We start from the raw sequence: 20,259 nt of genomic DNA, 5'->3' as shown, positions 1-20,259 counted from the left end.
ACCCACCTAATTCAGTCACAATACTTTAATGCCGCACATTCGGTGCAGGCAACATCAGTTAGATTTTGCCTTTTATCAATTCGACCGTTTCGTCAAATTGCCACGTTAAATAATCTGCATAACTGTAAGTACCGTTTAAATCCAATTTGAAAGGTTAGTAATTTTTGCCATGTTACTGCCTAAAATTTTTGACTCAATTGATAAAAAAACTCTAATTGGGTCGCTCATTAAACTTGATGGGTATTGCCACAAAAGCACAAAACTTGCCAAACCTGATTACTGATTGATTGGGTAAAGAAAGATTAAACATATAGTTCCTCAAATAAACAATTTCCAGCTCCCCACGGTAGGCATTACCCAGTAGTCGCAAAATCCACGCGCATCTTTTTCATCACACACAACACTTTACTGGCATTTTGCAGATACGTTTTGAAAGTCGTTATAACGGAATCAAAAAGATCTTCAAAGGTTTTAAAATACTTCATGTGGGTCCGAATCACGTTTGGTATTTTTCAATAATTTTTCAATGGGATTATAGTCAGGAGAAAATGCAGGTAGCCTTTCAATCGTCAAGCGGTCGACATTCGCTGACTTAAAGTCCTTGACGACGTTACTGGCATGATAAGGTGCACCATCTTCAACCAGAATAATTTTACCTTTGTAATAAGCCAACAGTTGTTTTAAAAATTCAACATAACTGTCGCCATTAAAACGTCCCGCTACTTCAACTCCGTCACTTACGTTTTTACCCTGCCTGAACTAAACAGCTATACATTCCTAACGAAACTTTTTGAATAACGGTAAACATCAAACGTTTAGGACGGGGTTGCAGACCCCGTCCCGCGTTCGAAACCTCGTCCCGCATTCGTTACTGCTTGCAAACCCCAGCTGCTAAACAAGTACCACTTTGTGTCCACACTACTTGTGTCTGGCCGGCTGGAACTGATGGAGTGTTGATATAGGTATAACCACCCGCTTCCGCAGATGCCGTTGCAGTCACAGCGGCAGTGACTGTTGTTATAGCTAAGGCGGTAGCGGCATATTTTGAATTAGTAATAGATGTCAATCCAACCTCAGCGTCAGAATCACACGAAGCCAAAACACCAGCATTTTCTTGCAGACATAAAGATACGGCCGTTTCAACAGCTGCTGCCGCAGAAACTATGTCTTGATATTTAGCTTTGGTAACATAATCCTGATACGCAGGTATCGCCACAGCCGCCAAAATACCAATAATCGCAACCACGATCATTAATTCGATCAAGGTAAAACCTTGTTGTACCTTTTTTATAGATAATGTGTTCATGAGTAAATCCTCTTTAAGTTAAAAAAATTACACCTTGATAAAGGTAAAAATGTTACCGGACTTTCCGGCAAATTATCATTCCAGGTAAAGTTTGACTTGGGGACATCTACGCTATAATTTCCATGAATGTTCTTTTAAAAAATCTTCCTGAGCATAGACGAAAAGCTCAAGAAAAAAACAATCCTTAATGTTTCAATGGGAAAAGCTCTTGCACTAAACCTTTAGTATCATTACTAAAACAAATCAAATTTTCAAGAAAAATAAAGTTGAATTTATAGCACATTCTATTTAATTGCGTCCATCTGAAAATATTTTATTTTGACAGTCATGCCGCTAAAATAATCAAGCTCAGAAAAAATTACAACCCTCAAAAAATACTACTTAAAAACCCTACCAAATTGATGACTCTCATCTATACTTTAAAAAATGCACAATTGCCAAAAAGCAGTGTTTTAGTGTCTATATTATTTAATGCACCTTTACCTTATCGCTTTTTCTGAGTAGACCCGTTGATGATCAAAAGCTTTAAAATACAACCGAGCCTGCTAATCGTCGATGATTCAATCCGGGATATGGAAACATTGGTTTCCGCTTTAGCTGAATACCGCTTGTTTACTGCCACAAATAGTTTGCAAGCACTAACTATCGCTGTTAACGTGCAACCGGATTTAATCCTGCTAAGTATTCGACTCCCGGAAATGGACGGTTACGAGACCTGCCGGCAACTCAAGCAACAAATCGATACCCAACATATTCCTGTTATCTTCGTTACCGAACTAAATAATGAAGAACATGAAACCAGGGGCTTTTCTGTAGGTGCGGTAGATTACATTACCAAGCCGATAAACCCTAACATTGTTCGTGCGCGTGTGACTGCCCAGTTACAGCTTAAAGCACATTGTGATCGTTTGGCACTTACGGCAGACACCGATATGTTAACCGGTATTCCCAACCGGCGTCATTTTGAAACGGTTGTACAAAATGAATGGAATCGGGCCTTACGTTATGATAAACCACTCAGCCTTATTATGGTTGATGTGGATCACTTCAAGCGTTATAACGACCATTATGGACATGCCGCCGGAGACAAGTGTTTAAAAGCTATCGCCAACAGCTTCGTCAGCACCATACGCAGGGCCAGCGACATGGTCGCCCGCTTGGGCGGAGAAGAATTTGTTTGCCTGTTACCGGAAGTCCCTCAGGAACAAGCCATCAATCTGGCCGAACAGATACTGCTCAGTATCCGTGACTTGGGCATTGCCCACGCCGACTCGCCGGTAGCAGACCATGTCACTGTAAGCTTGGGACTGGCTACGCTAAATCTGAATCAGCATACAACCTGGCAAAACTTGCTGCAACAGGCAGATGTTGCACTTTACCAGGCCAAACATGAAGGACGTAATCGGCTCATTGTTGATCAACAGCTGTCTTAGGCAATTTCCTTGTTAATTCGCAAGGCCAGCGCCGCTACTGTTGCCTCAAGACAAGGCAATAATTGCTCTGCCAGCAACAATGTCGCTGCCATCTTGTTATCATGACTGGATGCCTCCATATCCACGGCTAACGTATGCAAAGGCCACGCACCCAAAAGTGCCACACCGCTTTTTAAAGTATGGGCTTCAAAGCCCAACGCGGTTAAGTCACGCTGATCTACGGCACACTTTATCTTGTCACTACGCTTTAATAACTCAGTCATGGAAAGTTGTAACAACTGAGGGACGCCAACCATGCTGTAATCATCAGTAAATTGCTGTAACACCTTTTCATTCAACAGCTCGATACTACCCACAACCGGCTCGACAGTTATAGTTGATTGGGCGCTAACACCTGGCGTTGCGCTACCGCACCATTGCGCTACCAAAGCCAACAAGTCTTTTTTGCCAACCGGCTTGGTGATAAAACCGTTCATGCCCGCCGCCAGGCACGTTGCATTATAGTCTTCGAAAGCATGAGCCGTTATGGCAATAATCGGCACGGTAGCTTCCGCACCACCCAACTGACGAATACGTCGTGTAGCTTCCATACCCGTCATATCAGGCATGGATACGTCCATAAAAATCAAATCGTAACGGGTAGCTGATACGGCTTTAATGGCAGCCATACCGCAATCTGCTATGTCAACACTATGGCCGCCCTTATGCAACATGGTCTTGATTATTAGTTGGTTAATCGAACTATCTTCTACCAATAACAAATGAGCACTTGGCACTGCCAAATTTTCCGATGATGGATCTGTAAACAAAAGCAAAATTTTCTCCTTTACCGCTGCCGGTTTATATGAGGATCAAGTTGCACAATATGTCCGTGATCATCAAAATAAACGCTAATCATTGACACCTTTCGGCATTGTTGCAACTCATCCGCCTTGACTTGATAAAATGTACACAGTTCGGCATCGCTAACCGTTTTATGTGCTGCGGGTAAGATCCTCCTGCTCCGTAAACGTCGATAAAAAATCCAGATCAGCCAAAGTGCCAGCATAATCAACAAGGTTACGACATAAATTTCCATGAGTTCCAGCAGACTTTTATAACCGCCAAACCAGCGCATTTCGTTGATCATCTGTTTATCCCCCAGCACCCAACTACTTAACGTAACCAAGGGGACCAACAAGTAAATCCACATCACCCAGCAAATAGCCCACGCAAATAAAGCACCAGCGCGTTTTTGCAGGCTTTGTAACTGCGGTGCATTGATAATGTAACCTTTCATTTATGTCGTAAGCCTCTATCGACGGTAACCCATGTTGCCCGCTGCCCACGCTTCTTTTTTATCGCCCTGATCGAGCCAACAATTGTCGTCCCGACATTGATCAACCAGTAAACAAGAGGATACCAGACCATCCAGTAATAATAACGCGCGACTCCACCGGTTTTGGATTCGTAATGTGAATCTATAAACAGACTGACGCCAAACTGTATCAAACAGGTCAGACTCAGCAACATGCTGGTCCAGCTTGGGCTTAAATCTTGTAACGATTGCCTGGTCGATTCAGTCAATAACTCTACCGGCACGTAAAGTAGATGTACCAGTATCAAAAATGCCCAGATGATACTGATTAAACATTCACCATATAACAGCCACATGCCACGCGATGACCAGCGGAACAAGGCATGAAAATAACGCAGCAATACTTCCGTTCCACCTTGGGCCCAGCGCACTCGTTGCTTCCACAAGCCTTCCAGGGTTTCCGGCATCAATACCCAACATAAGGCATTGGCTTCAAAATAAATCGACCAGCCAGCCAGCTGTAACTTCCAGCTAATATCGATATCTTCGGTGATCATATCGTTACTCCAAAAGCCCACATCGTACAAGGCGGATTTACGAAATGCCGCTATAACCCCAGACACGGTAAATACTTTACCGTAAGACCGTTGCGCCCGCTTGATCATGCCTACAATGGCAGAGAACTCGCCGACCTGAATGCGGCCCAATAGCGTCGAGCGATTGCGTATGCGTGGGTTGCCAGTCACCGCGCCGACATGGGGATTCTCAAGAAAATGTCGCACCATCCAGGCAACGGCTTCCGGAGCCAACAACGCATCGCCATCAATACAAATCAGAATTTCACTGTTGGCCAATAATGCCGCCGTGCGCAAGCCCATGGCCTTACCTTGGTTGGTCGCCAAATTTATCACCCGAAGCTGGGCGTGTTGCAAGGCCAACTCTTGCAATATCGCCAGCGTGTTGTCTTTACTACCGTCATTAATGGCAATAATTTCAAACGCAGGGTATTTCTGCCGTAGCAAAATCTCGATAGTTTCACGAACATTTTCCCCTTCGTTATAACAGGGCACCAAAATAGAAACGGGAGGATAGTCAGTTAATGCAGGCAAATGTTCGCTATCAGCCTGCTCATGCCATTCATAGCGGAAATAAAAAATAATCGCGCCAAACATCCAGATATAAGCCATAAACAAAGGATAGTAATAAATAAATCCTTCGGTAAGACCATTTAGCGGTTGCCATGCCAGCACAAAATAATGCCATTGGCTTTGGAGTATGGCAAAAATGTTCTGCAATGAAATATTCATGGTTTATTGTGACTATGGCCGGGCATGCAGCGAGAAATGTTGTTGTAAATCCACCAAGCGCGGCTGATCGGTAAAAATATTGTCAGGATAATAGCCAATGTGCTTTACACCTGTTTTTTTCAATAATTCCAGTTGTTCAATAAATACCGGCATCGGAATTTTCTCTTGGGTTTTCCAATTGACTGCTTGCAGCTCAAATACGGTTTTTTTAAGACCTTCCGGGTATTTAGCCGCCGCTTTTACCAATTGTGCGAGCCACTGCAAGGGCTTTTCGGCCTCTTCCATAAACGGCATGGCTTCAATGGCCACATAATCATAATGCGCCAAAAATGACTGATAAGACTGCGCGTACCATTCTTCACTATAGGGTTTTAATAAAGGCAATGCATAAAAATTACGCGCCGTCTTTATATCCGGTCGATAAATACGTACCCGACTCGCCAACTCATCGGTAAACTGGTTAATTAAATCAGTTTTATGTTGCGCCCAAACCATGCGCATTGCGCTGGTCGCATGTAACTGCTCAAATTGATCAGATAGCCCCCAAACCTCTTTGGTAAAACGTAAGGCTGGCGGTGATACATCTTCGTAATCGGATAAAATCCCGTCATCATGAAACAAGATGCCATCAAAATTACAATATTTGGCCAAATCTTCGTAAATTTCAGCCACATACTGACGGGCTTCCGGGTTAAACGGTGATAGCCGGGTATAAATATGGCTGGATTTTTGTGCCTTGCCGTCTCGCCATTCCTGAACATACCAAGATTCCGGGGCTTCGCCTTTGTAAGCCATAATCGGCATCCAGGCATAAACCTTCACTCTGGCAACTGTTTTTAATTGCCAGGCAACCCGATTAAACAAATCCTGCGTTACCGGTAAATGTCGATTAGGAAAATATAACGCCTCGGCATTACCATCGCCATCAGGATCAGCATACGCCTGTAAATAAACCGTATTAATATGCATGTCTTTAATACGTTGTATCGCTACGTCCAGATTACGCTCAAGTTGCTCCGGGTCTTTATCATAAAGATAATCCATATCAAGATGTGCTACCCGCAAAGACCTGTCAGCGCGCAACCCGGTAATAATTTCTGCAAATTGTTTAACATCAGGGTTATCTACCATGATCAAGCGCCGCACGGCACTGATGTCCGCCAGCGTGTTAAAGCCGTCCATCAGCCGCATGGTAATTGGCATTCCGGCTTCACGCGCGGCTTGCACGGCCATTTGATTATATTCCCCATACGGCCAAACCATAACCCGGGGCCTTACACCGGCGTGTTGGAAAATAAACTCGGCGCTTTTCAACAAAGCAGCATTGATACGTAAATGATATTCTTCGTCAGTTTCGTAAACCAGCATCGGATCGTCATAGATTCGGGTAACAGCCGCGGCCTGATTATTGCCTTGCGGATTGCCCAACACGCCTTTATGCAGGTCATAACTGTGTGAGGCAATTTCTACCAAACCGGACTGCACCAGTTCCCTTACCTGTTCCCAAGTGAGTAATGGTTTACCCGGATCGTTGGCCGTGACATTACCGTCCATCCATGTTCCCACCAAGGCAACTGTCGCTGAATAATGGTATTTTTTTAATAGCGGAAAGATCTGGGTGTAAAAACTTTGATAGCCGTCGTCAAAGGTCAGCAGCGCACCTTTAACAGGTAACTCAACCTTGCCTGCTGCGGCATCAAGGATATTTTGTATACTGATAATCAGGTAGCCGTTTTTTTTCAGCCACAGCAGATGTTCTTCAAAATGATCGATACTGACATCCATAGCGTTAAAAGGCGGCTTGGCACCTTCCGCTCCAACGATATCATGGTAATTAAGAACCAGAAATTGATGCTCTTTGGCTGATACAGTGCCAAAAAAACCAATCAGGAAAATCAAACAACTTAGTTTTTTAACGTAATTAACTGCAGTAACAGGGGTAAAAAAAGTCATGTCATCCAAATTGCAAAACTTACCAGTGATATTGCGCATATTTTAACTGAAAAACGTGTAAGCCACTTTGAATAATGCCAGATGGATAAAAACAAATTGTCCACGAAAAACACGAAAGACACGAAAAAAAACTTTATCCTGAACAGTAATTCATCCATAAAAACCTAAAACAGGTCATTTCAGGCGAAATGAAATAAATCAGATTATTGCGTTGCACAACCAATCATCCTTTGGGCAAAGGCTTACAGCTTGGTATCTCTTTGAATTTTTTCGTGCTTTTCGTGTATTTCGTGTATTTCGTGGACGGTAGCTTTTATCAATCTGGCAATAACAGCTTAATACTGCGAAAAACATCAGAAAACATGGCTTTGGTGAGGCGTTTGGTTTGTACGTTATAACGACTAGTATGATAAGAATCAACCAAGGTGCATCCACCCGGCAAGCTATGTTGGGCATTATGGGCAAAGGCCGCACTACTCAACTTTAGATTACAGGCTTTTAATACCGCTTGATGAGCTACCGTACCCAAGGCCAATATCACCGCCTGTTCCGGCAGGGTTTTTAACTCCGCCGCCAAAAATTGATTACATTGATTAATTTCACCGCCTGTTGGTTTATTTTGCGGAGGCAGACATTTAACTGCGTTGGTAATACGGCAACGCTTAAGTTTAAGGCCGTCTACGAGGGATTCAGATAGTCTTTGATTACTGTAACCAAACTCATAAAGCGCCTCATAAAGCAGCAAGCCCGCATAATCTTTGGTAAATGGTCGTCCGGTAGCGTTGGCACCATGCATTCCGGGAGCCAAACCAACAATCAGTAAAGAGGCCTCTTTATCGCCAAAAGGCGCTACCGGCCGCGCATGATAATCGGGATATTTTTGCTTTACCTGACACAAAAAATCATCCAGCCGCTTACATTGCCGGCAATCCTGATCGAATATTTCTTTTGAATACATGTTGTTAAGGCAAAAGGCGAAAGGTTCAAGGTAAAAGGTACGCTGTGTTAGTTCGGTTAACGTAACCCAACTTATTCTCTCACCGGCTTTTTATCCAGTTTTCTTTGCAAGGTACGCCTGTGCATGTTGAGTGCTCTGGCGGCGGCTGAAATATTACCGTCATGTTGCATCAAGACTTTCTGCAAATGCTCCCATTCCAGGCGCTTTATTGATAAGGGATTCTCACTAATCAATACGGACGAATCGCCTTCATTTTTATTAAGCGCACTAACAATTTCATCCGCATTAGCGGGCTTTGTTAAATAATGTATGGCACCGAGTTTTATGGCCTCAACGGCTGTGGCAATACTGGCAAAACCGGTCAGCATAACAATTTGCGTATTATCATCCAAAGAAATCAGCTTTTTTACCAGCTCCAGACCGGATTCATAACCGATACGCAGATCAATCACGGCATATTCAGGTAGATTGTGCTCCGCCAGCAGCATTCCCTCTGTTACATTGGTAGCAACCAGCACTTCATAATTTCTTTTTTCCAGTGCCGATTTTAATACGCTACAAAAAGTTTCATCGTCATCGACAAGCAACAGTCGGGGTTTATCCATTTCCAGGATGGTCATTATTAGTCTCTGTATTTAAAAGGGCGAGAGTGATTTCCACACAGGCACCACCTGAGTCACTATTATAAAGGTTAATTTTACCGCCTAAGCGATTGATCGTGGAATAAGTTAAAAACAATCCTACACCTAATCCACGTTTTTTGCTGACTACCGGTTGTTTACCGACAAATTCAACTATCTCTGGAGGAAATCCGGGGCCAAAATCCCGAATTTTAAGCGTCATATGATCTAAATCCCATGTTGCATGAAATTCTATCCCCAATTCAATAGGTGACGCCTCGGCAGCATTATTTAAAACATTAATCAGCGAATGCGTTAAGGTGCGTTCAGCAATTATTTTAGCGTCTTTGGCAACATTAGGATCAATAAAAAAATTTAGTTTTGCTCCCGGCTTGTGAGTGCGCCACTGATTAATGACATCATCAATATAATCAGTCAACAGTATCACTCCACCAGATTCGGCACGCATTTCACCTGCCGATGCCGACATCACCGATAACGCTTCCTTACAACGATTAAGCTGTTGTTGCATAATCAACATTTTTTCGTGTAAATCCGGGTAACGATGGCTTGGATAGTCCTGCTCCAACTCGTGAGCGACTATCATAATAGTGCCCAACGGCGTTCCCATATCATGGGCGGCACTGGCGGCCAAAGTACCCAAGGCAACCACACGCTCGTCCCTTAAGGCATTTTCTCTGGCCTCAGCCAGACTACGCTCCTGATCGCGCAAGGTTCTGGCCAACTCAACAACAAAAAATGCGACTAAACCGGCACTAAAAACAAAACCAAACCACATGCCAAACATGTGCAGACTAAAATAGCTTTTATCATGCATGACATGCGTATTTTGTAGCATTCGATAACTCTCCATATCTGAAATCTGCATCTGCGGATCAGGCATATGCGGCTCTATAGATGGTAGAGGGATATTAAAGGCAATTAACATCGTATACAGCGAGGTCGTTAAAATCACCATATACCAGGCATAATCCTGAGGCAACATGATGGCGGTAATAATAAGGGGTAACAAAAACACCCATGTGATTGGATTTGAAGCACCTCCTGTCAGATATAACAATACGGCAATTGCAAAAACATCAATGGATATCTGCGAAAAAATTTCCAGCTCGGTAACCGGCACATCAGTCTGCAAGCGCATTGACGTATAAAGGTTAACGGCACCTGTTGACATGACTACCAGCCAGAGCTGTTGCTCCGGTAAATTAATATGCAGACCATAGACAGATAAAACAATGAGTATTATCTCACTGAGCATCATCAGGTTTCTGAGTATAAACAGCCACTTAAGATTTTTTCGATCAGAAATTTGTGATTTTGGTGATATGTGTGCAAGCATTTTTTGTAGGGTTGTTAAGAAATTTCAAGAAAAAGAGGTGCAAGCTATAAAGGGACAGGATTTATCCTGATACCTTTATGCGCCGCCTGCGGCAACAAACGACATCGTTCAAGGCATTGCCTCACTGCCATTAAATTAAGCGCTGAAATAGCTTTTACATGGAGTACAAACCTAGGTTTGTACTCCAGCAGTCACTATATGATGGGTAGTCAAAAAACATGTTTTTTGATTCCTTATTTCTTAACTTAATGGCAGTGAGGCATTGCCTGATGCTGTAAGTCCCTAATCGAAATCGATGCCCAAGCCACCTAACCCACAGTAACCCATAGGTTCTTTGGCCAGATATTGCTGATGATAATCTTCGGCATAATAAAAAATACCAGCCGACATAATCTCTGTGGTTATTTCATTAAAACCTGCCAAGGTAAGGCAATGCTGGTAGTATTCTTTTGATTCAAGCGCTTTATCCAACTGTTCCTGTCCGTCAGTATAAATTCCGGAGCGGTATTGTGTCCCACTATCATTGCCTTGGCTCATGCCTTGGGTTGGATTATGTGATGTCCAGAACAGGCGAAGTAATTTATCATAAGAGGTTAATGCCGGATCATAAATAACTTTTACCACCTCGTTATGTCCTGTCAGTCCGGTGCATACTTCCTCATAAGTCGGATTGGGCGTATAACCACCACTATAGCCAACTGCCGTGCTAAAAACGCCGGGAAATTGCCAAAATTTTCGCTCAACCCCCCAAAAGCAACCCATGCCAAACACTGCCTGCTGCAGGTTTTCAGGAAAAGGCGGGGCAATAGAATTGCCTGTTACAAAATGTTTATTAATAATGTGTATTGGCGTATCTCTGCCAGGTAATGCTTGAGAGAGTTCAGGCAAAGTAAGCTTTTTTGATGAAAAAATCATGGCTTATGGTATTTTGGTAGGATAGATCAGAAAGAGTTGTATTTTATCTTACTGGAATTTTTGATTATAACAAAGCACAGACTTTCAAGGAGAGAATCATGATAGAGCAAGATTTATTACGCCGTTTTATATTTGAAGATTTAGGCGTCAGAGGCGAATGGGTCAAATTAACAACAAGCTGGCAAGGTGCCAAACAGCATCAACAAGGTCCTGAAAACGCGCAACTACAACTGGGACAAGCGTTGGCCGCTGTTGTTATGTTATCGGCAACCGTTAAATTTAAAGGCTCGATGATACTTCAGGCACAAGGTGATGGTGACTTTAAAACGCTGGTTGCACAGTCGACCGATGATCAAAAAATACGCGGTTTAATTCGCAGCAATGACCATATTCCTGATGGCTCATTGGAAACCATGTTTGGACAGGGGCGCCTGGTGTTAACAATTGAACCCGATAATGCCCAGCCTTATCAGGGTGTCGTGCCGCTGGAAGGCAGTAATTTAGCTGATGCCTTACAGGTTTATTTTGAACAATCCGAACAACTTAAAACCCGCCTGTGGTTATTTGCCAATGCAACCCATGCAGTAGGCTTATTAATACAAGAATTACCTTCGCAAGATAACGAGCAGGATGATTGGGAGCGTATTGAAATACTGGCGAACACGGTCACTGAACAAGAATTACTCGAATTAGACTGCGAAGATATCCTGTACAAATTATTTAATGCCGAAGAAGTCAGACTATTTGATGCTGAACCTGTTAAATTTGAGTGCGTCTGCTCCCGGCCAAGAATTGAGAGAACCCTACGCGCTTTAGGCGAAGAAGAGTTGCAAGACATCTTAACCGAGCAAGATTCCATTAAAGTCTGTTGTGAGTTCTGCGGCGAGCAATACCTTTTTGATCGGGTTGATGTAGAGACCTTGTTGTCTACAGAAAATACACTTAATCCTTCTGAAACACGCCATTAATTACTGATAATATGAGACGATTTTTTCTATTAATGCTGTCCCTTTGGAAGGAACAACTAAAGCTCTATTTTGTTGCCGCCATGATAGGTGCCATTATTGGCGTATTGGTGTTGGCGCCAAGTTATGATTATGTTAACTCCAAAGTATATGCCGATGATGCAACCTCTTCACTCGATTATATGTCGGGTCAGCTTAAAGAGCTGTTAAATGGTAATGTTTTTCAAAATGACCTGATGCTGTTTTATGCAGAAATTGGCGCAATGCTGGGCTTATTAACCATCGGCATATACAGTTTTTTGCATGGGCGCTTACGGCGAATTGAGCTGTTAAAAATAGAACTGCATAAAGATATACCGTTAATTATTAAGCAAGGTGAAGGACCTTTACTGGAATTTAAGTCAACCTTTCGCTGGGATATAGAACAATCACGAACCAATCGGCAGCTGGAAGGGGTAGTGCTCAAGTCCTTGGCCGGCTTTCTGAATAGTCATGAGGGTGGAACATTGCTGATTGGAGTAGCCGACGATGGCCAAATTATTGGCCTGGAAAACGATTTTCAAACCCTTAAAAAGCAGAACCAGGATGGCTTTGAACAAACCATAATGACGGCAATCGCAGCCAACCTTGGCACCGACTTATGTACCCATATCAAAATCTTGTTTCATGTGATCGAGACTAATGCCATATGCCGATTAATTGTTTCACCCTCAGACAGACCGGTATTTTTAAATCAAGGCAACACACTAAAACTTTATGTAAGAACAGGTGGCGGAACCCGCGATTTAAACATTCAGGAGGCGCTGGAATTTTCACAAACCCGATGGAAAAGGACACAATAACTAATAAAATAAGCCTATAAGTTTAATTATTACCGATATTTCGTACCCTATAGATTCTCGGATATATAATTTTGACGCTTACAGAGGCATGAATTAGAGGTTTAATTCCTAAAAGTCTATGGTGATTAAGGAAACAGACATAAAAAAACCAGCATGAAAGCTGGTTTAGTTTGACATAAGTCATTGATTGATGGTGGAGAAGCAGGGATTCGAACCCTGGGAGGGGATAAACCCTCAACGGTTTTCAAGACCGCCGCTTTCGGCCGCTCAGCCACCTCTCCACAAGCCAGCTATAATAACCTATCAGTTTTAAAAATCAAATTTTTTATTCGTTTTTCCGTATCGTTACCTGTTTATAACATTTTTTATTTTAAACTTACAACTCAGGCCATTGATAAGTATACCAATTATTTACTTATCAACGCTGAAAAAACCTACTGTTTTAAATACAACAAAGCAGTATCGACAGAAAAATGTTCGGCTAATTATCGATTTTGGCAGCAAAAGTATGAACCCATACCAAACTATCGACCTCCCACGTCATCCCGGCATGCATCCTTAAAATAATATCCTTGTACATTTCAAGATTCGGATAGCCTTCTGCTATCGCATGAGCATCAGTCATATCCCCCAAGCGCTGGCGCGTTAAATCAGTCACCACAAAAGTCATGCCTTCCAGATCAAAGGTTTCACCAGGCAAGCCATAAATACCATCACGACGCTGCTGGGTTTTTATACCGGCTATTGTAGCTGCGACAAGTTTTGGGTGAGTAACCAAGCGGTCTATTGAACAAGTTTTTTCTGGGTAAGCGTCCATTACGGGCTCCATCTGAATTAAAATTGACTCATTGTACACCAGCTAAATAAAGGCGTACTTTTTGTAAAGTCAGCCTTTGACAAAACCCTCCTGACAGCAGCAGCGCTTTATTATTTACCGGGTAATCCTGCCAGCCAAATCTGAATCTGGTCAGTGGCTTGTCTGGTTAAACCAACAAAACCGTTAACGGCACCCGCTGCATCTGCTGTTACCGTTGGTTGTTCAAAATAAAATTCCTGCGTACCCATTTTTTTCTTATTATCGTTGGCATAAGCTTCTGCAAAGAAATGTAGCACGACTTTAGCCCTATCCGGTGCAGCAAATTGCTGTTCAAAATCATGTAAGCGGATAATTAAAGAGTAGCCTTGTGTCTTCCCACCAGAGACCAATAGCTGCTCAAGCAATTCTGGTGGCGAAGCAATCCAGAGATCCAGCGCATAAAAACCTATTTGAGTGGGTGATGCATAAAGGAGTCGGTAACGAATGCGATTATCCCAAAGCCATGTTGGTGCATTAACAGTAACCATTAGTTCATTAGTCGGCTTGCTGGTAATGCTGGCGTTGGCAACCGAAACAGGCAAACCAAAATCATGCAATACCGGATGTTTCGGTGAAACACTACAGCCAGCCCCAAGTAATAATGTGAAAAACAATACGCAACGATTAAGTAAATGCTTCATTCGGGCTCCTTATAACCCGGTTCGCCCGGCCCCGAATTACGGTGATCCGGACCCAGCAATAATGCTTGTGGATTATTGTCCAACATCGTGGCTGCTCTTTTTACCTGTTGTGCTGTTGATTGCAATTCAGTAAGTAATTTGTTAACTTTCGGCAAGGTGGATTGTATCAATAGATCACTGGCAGTCTCACCGGTATCAACCAGATTGCCTGCTTTTACACTAAGTTTTTGCACGTCGCCGGTTAAACTCTGTAAATCGTGCGTTAGTGAATTAATGTGGCTCAAGGTTTTCTGGCTATCTGTGGTTAATGCAGGAATACCGGCTAGCGCCTTGTCAACGCTTTTTCGTAAATCCGAAAGTTTGTCAGTTAAAACACTTAAATTACCTAAAATATCGCCAATATTTTTTTCATTTTCCGCATTTAATAACGAACTTAGCCGCACCATTAAGTTATCGGCTTTGTGCAAAATTTCTTCCCCTGAGCTCATCAATTTATCCGTCATCGAAGGCATTAAAGGAATACGGGACAAGGGATCGTCGCCAGGCTCCAAAACAGCGGGTAACGTACCGGAATCCTCCAATTGAATCTGGGTCAAACCGGTTACTCCTTTTAAGCGTAAGGTCGCAAAAACTCCCTTGGTAAAAACAATGTCCTTATCGACTTCAATCGGAACCAGAATAATGCCCGTGTCATTGGGATCAAACAGAATTTTGGTCACTTTTCCTACCGCAATACCCCGATAAAAAACCGTTGATTCAGGATTAAGACCTGAAACAGATTCGAGGGTTGAAATAACATAAATATTTCGTTCCCTTTCAAAATGCCCTATCCAATAAATGATCGAGGTTATGCCCACCACAAAAACAATCAAAAAAAGACCGGTGACCAGTGCATGCTTGTCTCTACCCATGAGTCGCCTCTTGATATTGAAATACCCGTTGCGCCCGTTTATTGTAAAAAAACTTTTCAATAAACGGATGCTGACAACTTAACACTGAAGCCAGCGTTCCAAAAGCAACCAATTGATTATCTGCCAGTACCGCGACCTTGGTGCATAAGTCTCGCAGAATATCCAAATCATGAGTGACCATCACTACCGTAAAATAATGAGCTTGATGCAATTCGGATAACAGGCTGACAAAATCTTCACTCGAAATAGGGTCCAATCCCGAGGTTGGCTCATCCAGTAATAATAAACCTGGCTCCAAAATCATGGTGCGAGCCAGTGCTACGCGCTTAATCATACCGCCAGACAGATCGGCAGGTTTTAACCAGGCATCATGATCAGCCAAGCCTACCATTGACAGCTTCATAAATACGATACGTTTAATTAATTCTTCATCCTTAAAGCCCAGTTCCCGCAAGGGGAAGGCAATATTATCAAAAACATTCAACACACTAAATAAGGCGCCTTTTTGAAATAACACACCACAATTACTACGCAAATGCAGCCAATGATCAGCAGTCACGTTTGTTAAAGATTGCCCCATAACAAACACTTCGCCCTGACTGGGTAATTGCAAACCAATGAGTTCACGTAGCAAGGTTGTTTTACCACAACCCGAGGCACCTACCAAACCCAATATCTCGCCCTGTTGCAGACTCAGATTAATGTCTTCATGAACAATTTTATCGCCAAAACGGGTGTAAACATGTTCCAAACGTATCGCATCGAATTGGCTCATGGCATTCCTACTCCCATAAATAAAATGGCAAATATCGCATCAATCATAATCACTACGGTAATTGATGCCACTACCGAATTAGTCGTTTCGCTGCCCAAACTTTCGGTGTTCGGTTTAATTTTGAAACCAAAATGACAGGCTATCAGCGCAATCATAAAACCAAAAACAGCCCCTTTACCCAAACCAATAAACACATTGAGTAACGGCACCACATTAGGCAATTTAAGAAAAAACTGCTGATAGCTGATATCCAGGGTATTTTGCGCCGAAAACATTCCACCTATCAATGCCGCTGCGCTGGTCCATGCACTTAAAAGCGGCATGACTATCGTTAGTGCCAATACTTTTGGCAAAATCAGCCGCAAAGAATGGGCAATACCCATTGCCGATAAGGCATCCAACTCTTCAGTAACGCGCATAATACCAATTTGGGCAGTCATTGAGGAACCTGAGCGACCCGCGACCAAAATAGCCGCCAATAAGGGTCCCAGCTCACGAATAATACTTAAGCCAAGAATATCAATAATATAAATTTCTGCACCAAAAGTTTTTAATTGCAAGGCCGATAGATAGCTCAGCACGACTCCAATCAAAAAGCCCACGAGTGCAGTAATTCCTAAAGCTCTAACACCGGCATCATAAATGGTAATGGAAATTTCAGAAACGGGAATTTCATGTGGATGGCGCAACAGATAACCAAAATCCAGAACCAGTTGACCCAACATGGTTACCAGACTCAATAATTGCGCCCAAAAGCCCCAAATTAATTGCTGAAAATAGTTAAAAAAACGCCTGAAACGAGACTCTACAGGTTCGGCAACAGGCATACTCTGCGCTTGCCAGCGCTCAAATAAGCGCTGATGTTCGGGTTTTATCCGTAACAGTTCCGGTATGCATTGTCCCCAAGCTTGCCAGATAATCAAAGCGACCATACTATCGAGTTTATCAACAGTAAGCAGATCCCATTGTGCCGTTTTATTAATGGCGTTGAGGCTTATTTTTTGTTGCAGACCAGGCGTTATGGCCAGGTTACAAAGATTCCAGCAGCCGGTTAATATGACAATTGACTGCGCATCATCACACGTAACGACTGTTAGATTGGGAGGTAAATCAGGACTTGCTTCAGTCTCAATCATGGGAGGGGATGACTTAAATAAATACTGTCGACCAGCTACTTAAAACAGTGAGATCATACAGATAACATCTCTTAAAGAGATATTATCTGTTGATATAAAAGTTATTTATCTAAAAATCTATAGACTGATTTAAACCGGTTTATGACCAGACTGAAGCTCAGGCAATAATTTGATTAACTTAACAATAACGTAACCGGCAACCCCATAAATTAAGGTAGCGCCCACATAGGACGGGTAATATTGTGCTATCCGTGAGAAATATTGCCCCCACGACAAGTCTGCATAACGACCTGAAAATAAATAGAAACTACCATTGGAAATGGCAAATGCGGCAGATGCGGCAGATGCGGCCAGTGTTAACAAACCGACAGACTTGGTCAACTCCGCAATTTTCATTGCTTTAAAGGTTGCACAGTAACGACCGGCAAGCCACATGACAGTATAAGTAGGAATAAGGAAGACATAAGCAGGCGAAACACACCAGCCGCTGGTACCGTTTTCAATAGCGATGGTGTCAATCAATGCCGCCAACGCCAACAAGAAGCCCAGCAAGGCTTTTTTACGATAAAAACCGGCAAAGAAAAAGACCGCTAATGAAGCATCAGGAAGATGCAGTACATCACCAAAATGATGAAAACGTGTCAGCGCCATCAACGCAATCAGGGCTATTGGTAAATACTCGGCATGCAGCCATTGTTTTATGTTCATAGTTTTATAATGTGGTGAATTAAAAATAAAGCCGTCCTTGGCGAAAGACTGTTAGTTATTATAATGGATTGAAAGAAAAAAGTTTCTACCTGCTGTGTTATAAGTATCAACTAGTTGATATTGTTTATCCAGTAGATTGTTTAATTTGGCGTTTAGTATCCAGTTTTTATTAATGTGATAAGCCGACCGTAAATCAGCCGTAACATAACCACCTACCTCAACAGTATTTTGTAGATTATTAAAGCGATTGCCTTGCGCCATCACATTAGCGCCCAGATCAAAAGACCCAAAAGTTTTGGATAAATCAAAAGCCAGGGTTTGATCAGCTCGACGAGGTAATCGGGCATTAGTCTCCCTATTTTGAGGGTTTAACAGGTTCATACTCAACTTACCGTTCCAGCCCATTAATTGGGTGCCAATTTCAGTCTCTATACCTTGAATTTGAGCTTTACCGATATTTTCTGCCGTAAAATTATAAGTGACGGGATCCATCGTTGGGGTAATTAAATTATCGATATTAGTGTGATAAGCCCGAACCTCCCACTGCCCCCAATCATGATTACCGGCAATTCCGGTTTCAAACGAGGTTGATTCTTCCGGCTTCAGAGTGGGATTACCATAATTTGGATAGTAAAGATCATTAAAAGAGGGAGCTTTAAAGGCATTACCAAAATTTGCCAGCAAACTAACACCGTAATTCCAGTTATAACGCCAACCTACACTCCCCGTCACATAACTGCCAAAAGATTGATTATCATCAAAACGTACTGAGGCATTAACAAAATGATCATCCCACAGCTTGCTCTGTAACTCGGTAAACACCCCAACATCATAACGAGAGTCAACATTATAAATTGTTGAACTGGTCACTTCATCCAGCCGATAATCAGAACCGGCAGTCAGTTGGTGCTTATCCGATAAAGTAAACTGATTGAGCCAACTGGCATTCCAGCGAGCAGTGTTAAATTGACTGGAAAATGAACCGCCTGGCGCAAACTGATCGCCATCATCCTGACTTTGCCCAAAACGCAGGGTTGAGCGCCAGTTTTTCATTAGATCCATACTGGCTGTTGTTCCGGCAACCTGCTCTATGAAGTTGGTTCTATCTTGATAATTACCGTCATAATTTGTTGTCCCTTGCGCCCGCATAAAAAATGCTTCAACTTCAGTATTATTTTTATCAAAACGGTGGCCAACGCGTGCGTTTACTGCCGCATTATTGTAACCATCGTTATCTGGCTGATTAACACCGTAAGGCCCCGGCGTTGCTTGCTGTGAATTAAAACCATGCGAACCTAAGCCTGACGAACCCAAGGTATACCAGTTATTTTTCCATTTACCGCTCACCGTACCGGCAACCCGGTAAGTATCGTAAGAACCACCACCGGCATCCAACGTGACACTGGGCTTATCTTCCTGACTACCTTTACGGGTAAAAATCTGGATAACCCCACCTATTGCTTCCGAGCCATACAAACTTGATTGAGGTCCCCGAATGATTTCCACCCGCTCAACCTGATCAATGGGGATAAATTCAAAAGGAGTGGTTCCCAAAGAGGCAGAACCGACTTTAATACCGTCAATCAGCACAAGAACATGATCGGAATTGGTCCCGCGCATAAATATACTCGTGGTTTTTCCGTAACCACCCTGTTGAGTCATATCAATCCCGGTGGTGCCTTTTAGCAATTCAGGCAAGGTGTTAATCTGTAACCGTTCAATATCCTTTCGGGTATAAACAGTGGCTGCAGTTGCCAATTGATTTTTAGGGGTCTCGGTTCTGGTTGCAGTAACTACCATATTAGGTAGTTCTAATGAATTATCTTTGGAATTTTGTTGTGCTTGTGACTGTGCATTAAAACCCACGAGTAATAATGAACCCGCTATAATTTTTTGCATGATTGTCCCCTGCGCCGCCCGCGCATAAAGATTAAGTAATAACAGCGGAGGACAACAGAAGCTAAATGAAAAACACGAAGGTGCGTAATCACTACGCAAAACAGCCCTCCGCTGTAGCGAATTATACTTTTAGGCCGGTCTCCGGGCTTATAAGTGGTGTTAACCTGAATCATCACCTTCCCATGTTGGTTAACACAGTGGCGTACTGATAATTCTTTACTTATATACCGTTGCGGGGGCAGCTTCGGATTTGGCATAGGCCTTACCGACTTCCCGTTTAACCATTGGATTTGACTATCCTCTGGAACCTTAAAGCAGAGCGCAATTATAGGGGGTAATCTTTATAATGCAAGCTGTAATGTTATTTTTCACGTTTA

Annotated in this window: 19 protein-coding genes, 1 tRNA gene, 1 pseudogene and 1 riboswitch; of the genes and pseudogenes, 3 read left to right on the top strand and 18 right to left on the bottom strand. The window is 42.8% G+C overall.

What is annotated here, in order from left to right:
• Window positions 1–471: 471 nt before the first annotated feature.
• Window positions 472–711, bottom strand: a pseudogene (locus tag KKZ03_RS10795) (transposase); the annotation flags it as partial.
• A 157-nt stretch (window positions 712–868) separates the two neighbouring features.
• A complete protein-coding gene (locus KKZ03_RS21905; protein WP_305852344.1) occupies window positions 869–1,306 on the bottom strand; it encodes a prepilin-type N-terminal cleavage/methylation domain-containing protein in 438 nt (145 codons plus the stop codon).
• A gap of 512 nt (window positions 1,307–1,818) precedes the next feature.
• On the opposite strand from KKZ03_RS21905, the gene KKZ03_RS10785 reads away from it, so the two are divergent.
• Entirely contained in the window at window positions 1,819–2,739 is a 921-nt protein-coding gene (locus KKZ03_RS10785) for a diguanylate cyclase domain-containing protein (RefSeq protein WP_243216881.1), read from the top strand.
• Here the strand turns inward: KKZ03_RS10785 and KKZ03_RS10780 are convergent.
• The 8 genes from KKZ03_RS10780 to msrA form a co-directional block, all read right to left on the bottom strand.
• The gene (locus KKZ03_RS10780; protein ID WP_243216880.1) at window positions 2,736–3,554 is read right to left on the bottom strand and encodes a hybrid sensor histidine kinase/response regulator; all 819 of its coding nucleotides are present in this window, start codon (window positions 3,552–3,554) and stop codon (window positions 2,736–2,738) included. The two genes, KKZ03_RS10785 and KKZ03_RS10780, sit on opposite strands and share 4 nt — an antisense overlap.
• Window positions 3,555–3,565: 11 nt before the next feature.
• Window positions 3,566–4,018 (bottom strand): poly-beta-1,6-N-acetyl-D-glucosamine biosynthesis protein PgaD, encoded by a 453-nt coding sequence (gene pgaD, locus KKZ03_RS10775; RefSeq protein ID WP_243216879.1) that lies wholly within the window; start codon window positions 4,016–4,018, stop codon window positions 3,566–3,568.
• Window positions 4,015–5,343 carry a poly-beta-1,6-N-acetyl-D-glucosamine synthase gene (pgaC, locus tag KKZ03_RS10770; RefSeq protein WP_243216878.1) on the bottom strand — a complete coding sequence of 443 codons (1,329 nt, stop codon included), beginning with the start codon at window positions 5,341–5,343 and terminating at the stop codon, window positions 4,015–4,017. Before pgaC ends, pgaD begins: the two co-directional genes overlap by 4 nt.
• A 12-nt stretch (window positions 5,344–5,355) precedes the next feature.
• Window positions 5,356–7,335, bottom strand: coding sequence for a poly-beta-1,6-N-acetyl-D-glucosamine N-deacetylase PgaB (pgaB, locus tag KKZ03_RS10765; protein WP_243216877.1), 1,980 nt, complete (start codon window positions 7,333–7,335; stop codon window positions 5,356–5,358).
• Between the two features lie 277 nt (window positions 7,336–7,612).
• On the bottom strand, window positions 7,613–8,254 hold the full coding sequence (locus tag KKZ03_RS10760) for a uracil-DNA glycosylase (RefSeq protein WP_243216876.1): 642 nt from the start codon (window positions 8,252–8,254) through the stop codon (window positions 7,613–7,615).
• A gap of 71 nt (window positions 8,255–8,325) precedes the next feature.
• The gene (locus tag KKZ03_RS10755; protein ID WP_243216875.1) at window positions 8,326–8,874 is read right to left on the bottom strand and encodes a response regulator transcription factor; all 549 of its coding nucleotides are present in this window, start codon (window positions 8,872–8,874) and stop codon (window positions 8,326–8,328) included.
• Entirely contained in the window at window positions 8,852–10,234 is a 1,383-nt protein-coding gene (locus KKZ03_RS10750) for an ATP-binding protein (protein WP_243216874.1), read from the bottom strand. Before KKZ03_RS10750 ends, KKZ03_RS10755 begins: the two co-directional genes overlap by 23 nt.
• 282 nt (window positions 10,235–10,516) lie before the next feature.
• Window positions 10,517–11,149 (bottom strand): peptide-methionine (S)-S-oxide reductase MsrA, encoded by a 633-nt coding sequence (gene msrA / locus KKZ03_RS10745; protein WP_243216873.1) that lies wholly within the window; start codon window positions 11,147–11,149, stop codon window positions 10,517–10,519.
• A gap of 98 nt (window positions 11,150–11,247) precedes the next feature.
• Here msrA and hslO point away from each other — a divergent pair, with 98 nt between their 5' ends.
• Both hslO and KKZ03_RS10735 read left to right on the top strand, forming a co-directional pair.
• Window positions 11,248–12,117 carry an Hsp33 family molecular chaperone HslO gene (hslO, locus tag KKZ03_RS10740; protein WP_243216872.1) on the top strand — a complete coding sequence of 290 codons (870 nt, stop codon included), beginning with the start codon at window positions 11,248–11,250 and terminating at the stop codon, window positions 12,115–12,117.
• Window positions 12,118–12,128: 11 nt separating this feature from the next.
• Complete coding sequence (locus tag KKZ03_RS10735; protein WP_243216871.1) at window positions 12,129–12,956, top strand: helix-turn-helix domain-containing protein; 828 nt, start codon at window positions 12,129–12,131, stop codon at window positions 12,954–12,956.
• 191 nt (window positions 12,957–13,147) lie between these two features.
• Here the strand turns inward: KKZ03_RS10735 and KKZ03_RS10730 are convergent.
• From KKZ03_RS10730 to KKZ03_RS10695, 8 genes are all read right to left on the bottom strand, one after another.
• Window positions 13,148–13,237: transfer RNA gene (locus KKZ03_RS10730), tRNA-Ser, on the bottom strand.
• A gap of 200 nt (window positions 13,238–13,437) precedes the next feature.
• A complete protein-coding gene (locus KKZ03_RS10725; protein WP_243216870.1) occupies window positions 13,438–13,773 on the bottom strand; it encodes an ASCH domain-containing protein in 336 nt (111 codons plus the stop codon).
• A gap of 110 nt (window positions 13,774–13,883) precedes the next feature.
• Window positions 13,884–14,453, bottom strand: a complete 570-nt coding sequence (locus KKZ03_RS10720; protein ID WP_243216869.1) for a hypothetical protein — start codon at window positions 14,451–14,453, stop codon at window positions 13,884–13,886.
• Window positions 14,450–15,364 carry an MlaD family protein gene (locus tag KKZ03_RS10715; RefSeq protein WP_243216868.1) on the bottom strand — a complete coding sequence of 305 codons (915 nt, stop codon included), beginning with the start codon at window positions 15,362–15,364 and terminating at the stop codon, window positions 14,450–14,452. The genes KKZ03_RS10720 and KKZ03_RS10715 overlap by 4 nt, the downstream gene beginning before the upstream one ends.
• Window positions 15,357–16,139, bottom strand: coding sequence for an ABC transporter ATP-binding protein (locus KKZ03_RS10710; protein ID WP_243216867.1), 783 nt, complete (start codon window positions 16,137–16,139; stop codon window positions 15,357–15,359). The genes KKZ03_RS10715 and KKZ03_RS10710 overlap by 8 nt, the downstream gene beginning before the upstream one ends.
• Window positions 16,136–17,275 (bottom strand): ABC transporter permease, encoded by a 1,140-nt coding sequence (locus KKZ03_RS10705; protein WP_243216866.1) that lies wholly within the window; start codon window positions 17,273–17,275, stop codon window positions 16,136–16,138. Before KKZ03_RS10705 ends, KKZ03_RS10710 begins: the two co-directional genes overlap by 4 nt.
• A gap of 129 nt (window positions 17,276–17,404) precedes the next feature.
• Window positions 17,405–17,983, bottom strand: a complete 579-nt coding sequence (locus KKZ03_RS10700; RefSeq protein WP_243216865.1) for a hypothetical protein — start codon at window positions 17,981–17,983, stop codon at window positions 17,405–17,407.
• A 51-nt stretch (window positions 17,984–18,034) separates the two neighbouring features.
• The gene (locus KKZ03_RS10695) at window positions 18,035–19,882 is read right to left on the bottom strand and encodes a TonB-dependent receptor domain-containing protein (RefSeq protein ID WP_243216864.1); all 1,848 of its coding nucleotides are present in this window, start codon (window positions 19,880–19,882) and stop codon (window positions 18,035–18,037) included.
• A gap of 114 nt (window positions 19,883–19,996) precedes the next feature.
• Window positions 19,997–20,209: riboswitch (cobalamin riboswitch) on the bottom strand.
• Window positions 20,210–20,259: the final 50 nt, after the last annotated feature.

It is taken from the genome of Methylobacter sp. S3L5C (assembly GCF_022788635.1).
Taxonomy (GTDB): domain Bacteria; phylum Pseudomonadota; class Gammaproteobacteria; order Methylococcales; family Methylomonadaceae; genus Methylobacter_C.
The sequence above is the reverse complement of the archived record's forward strand: the minus strand, read 5'-3'. Positions and strand labels throughout refer to the sequence as shown.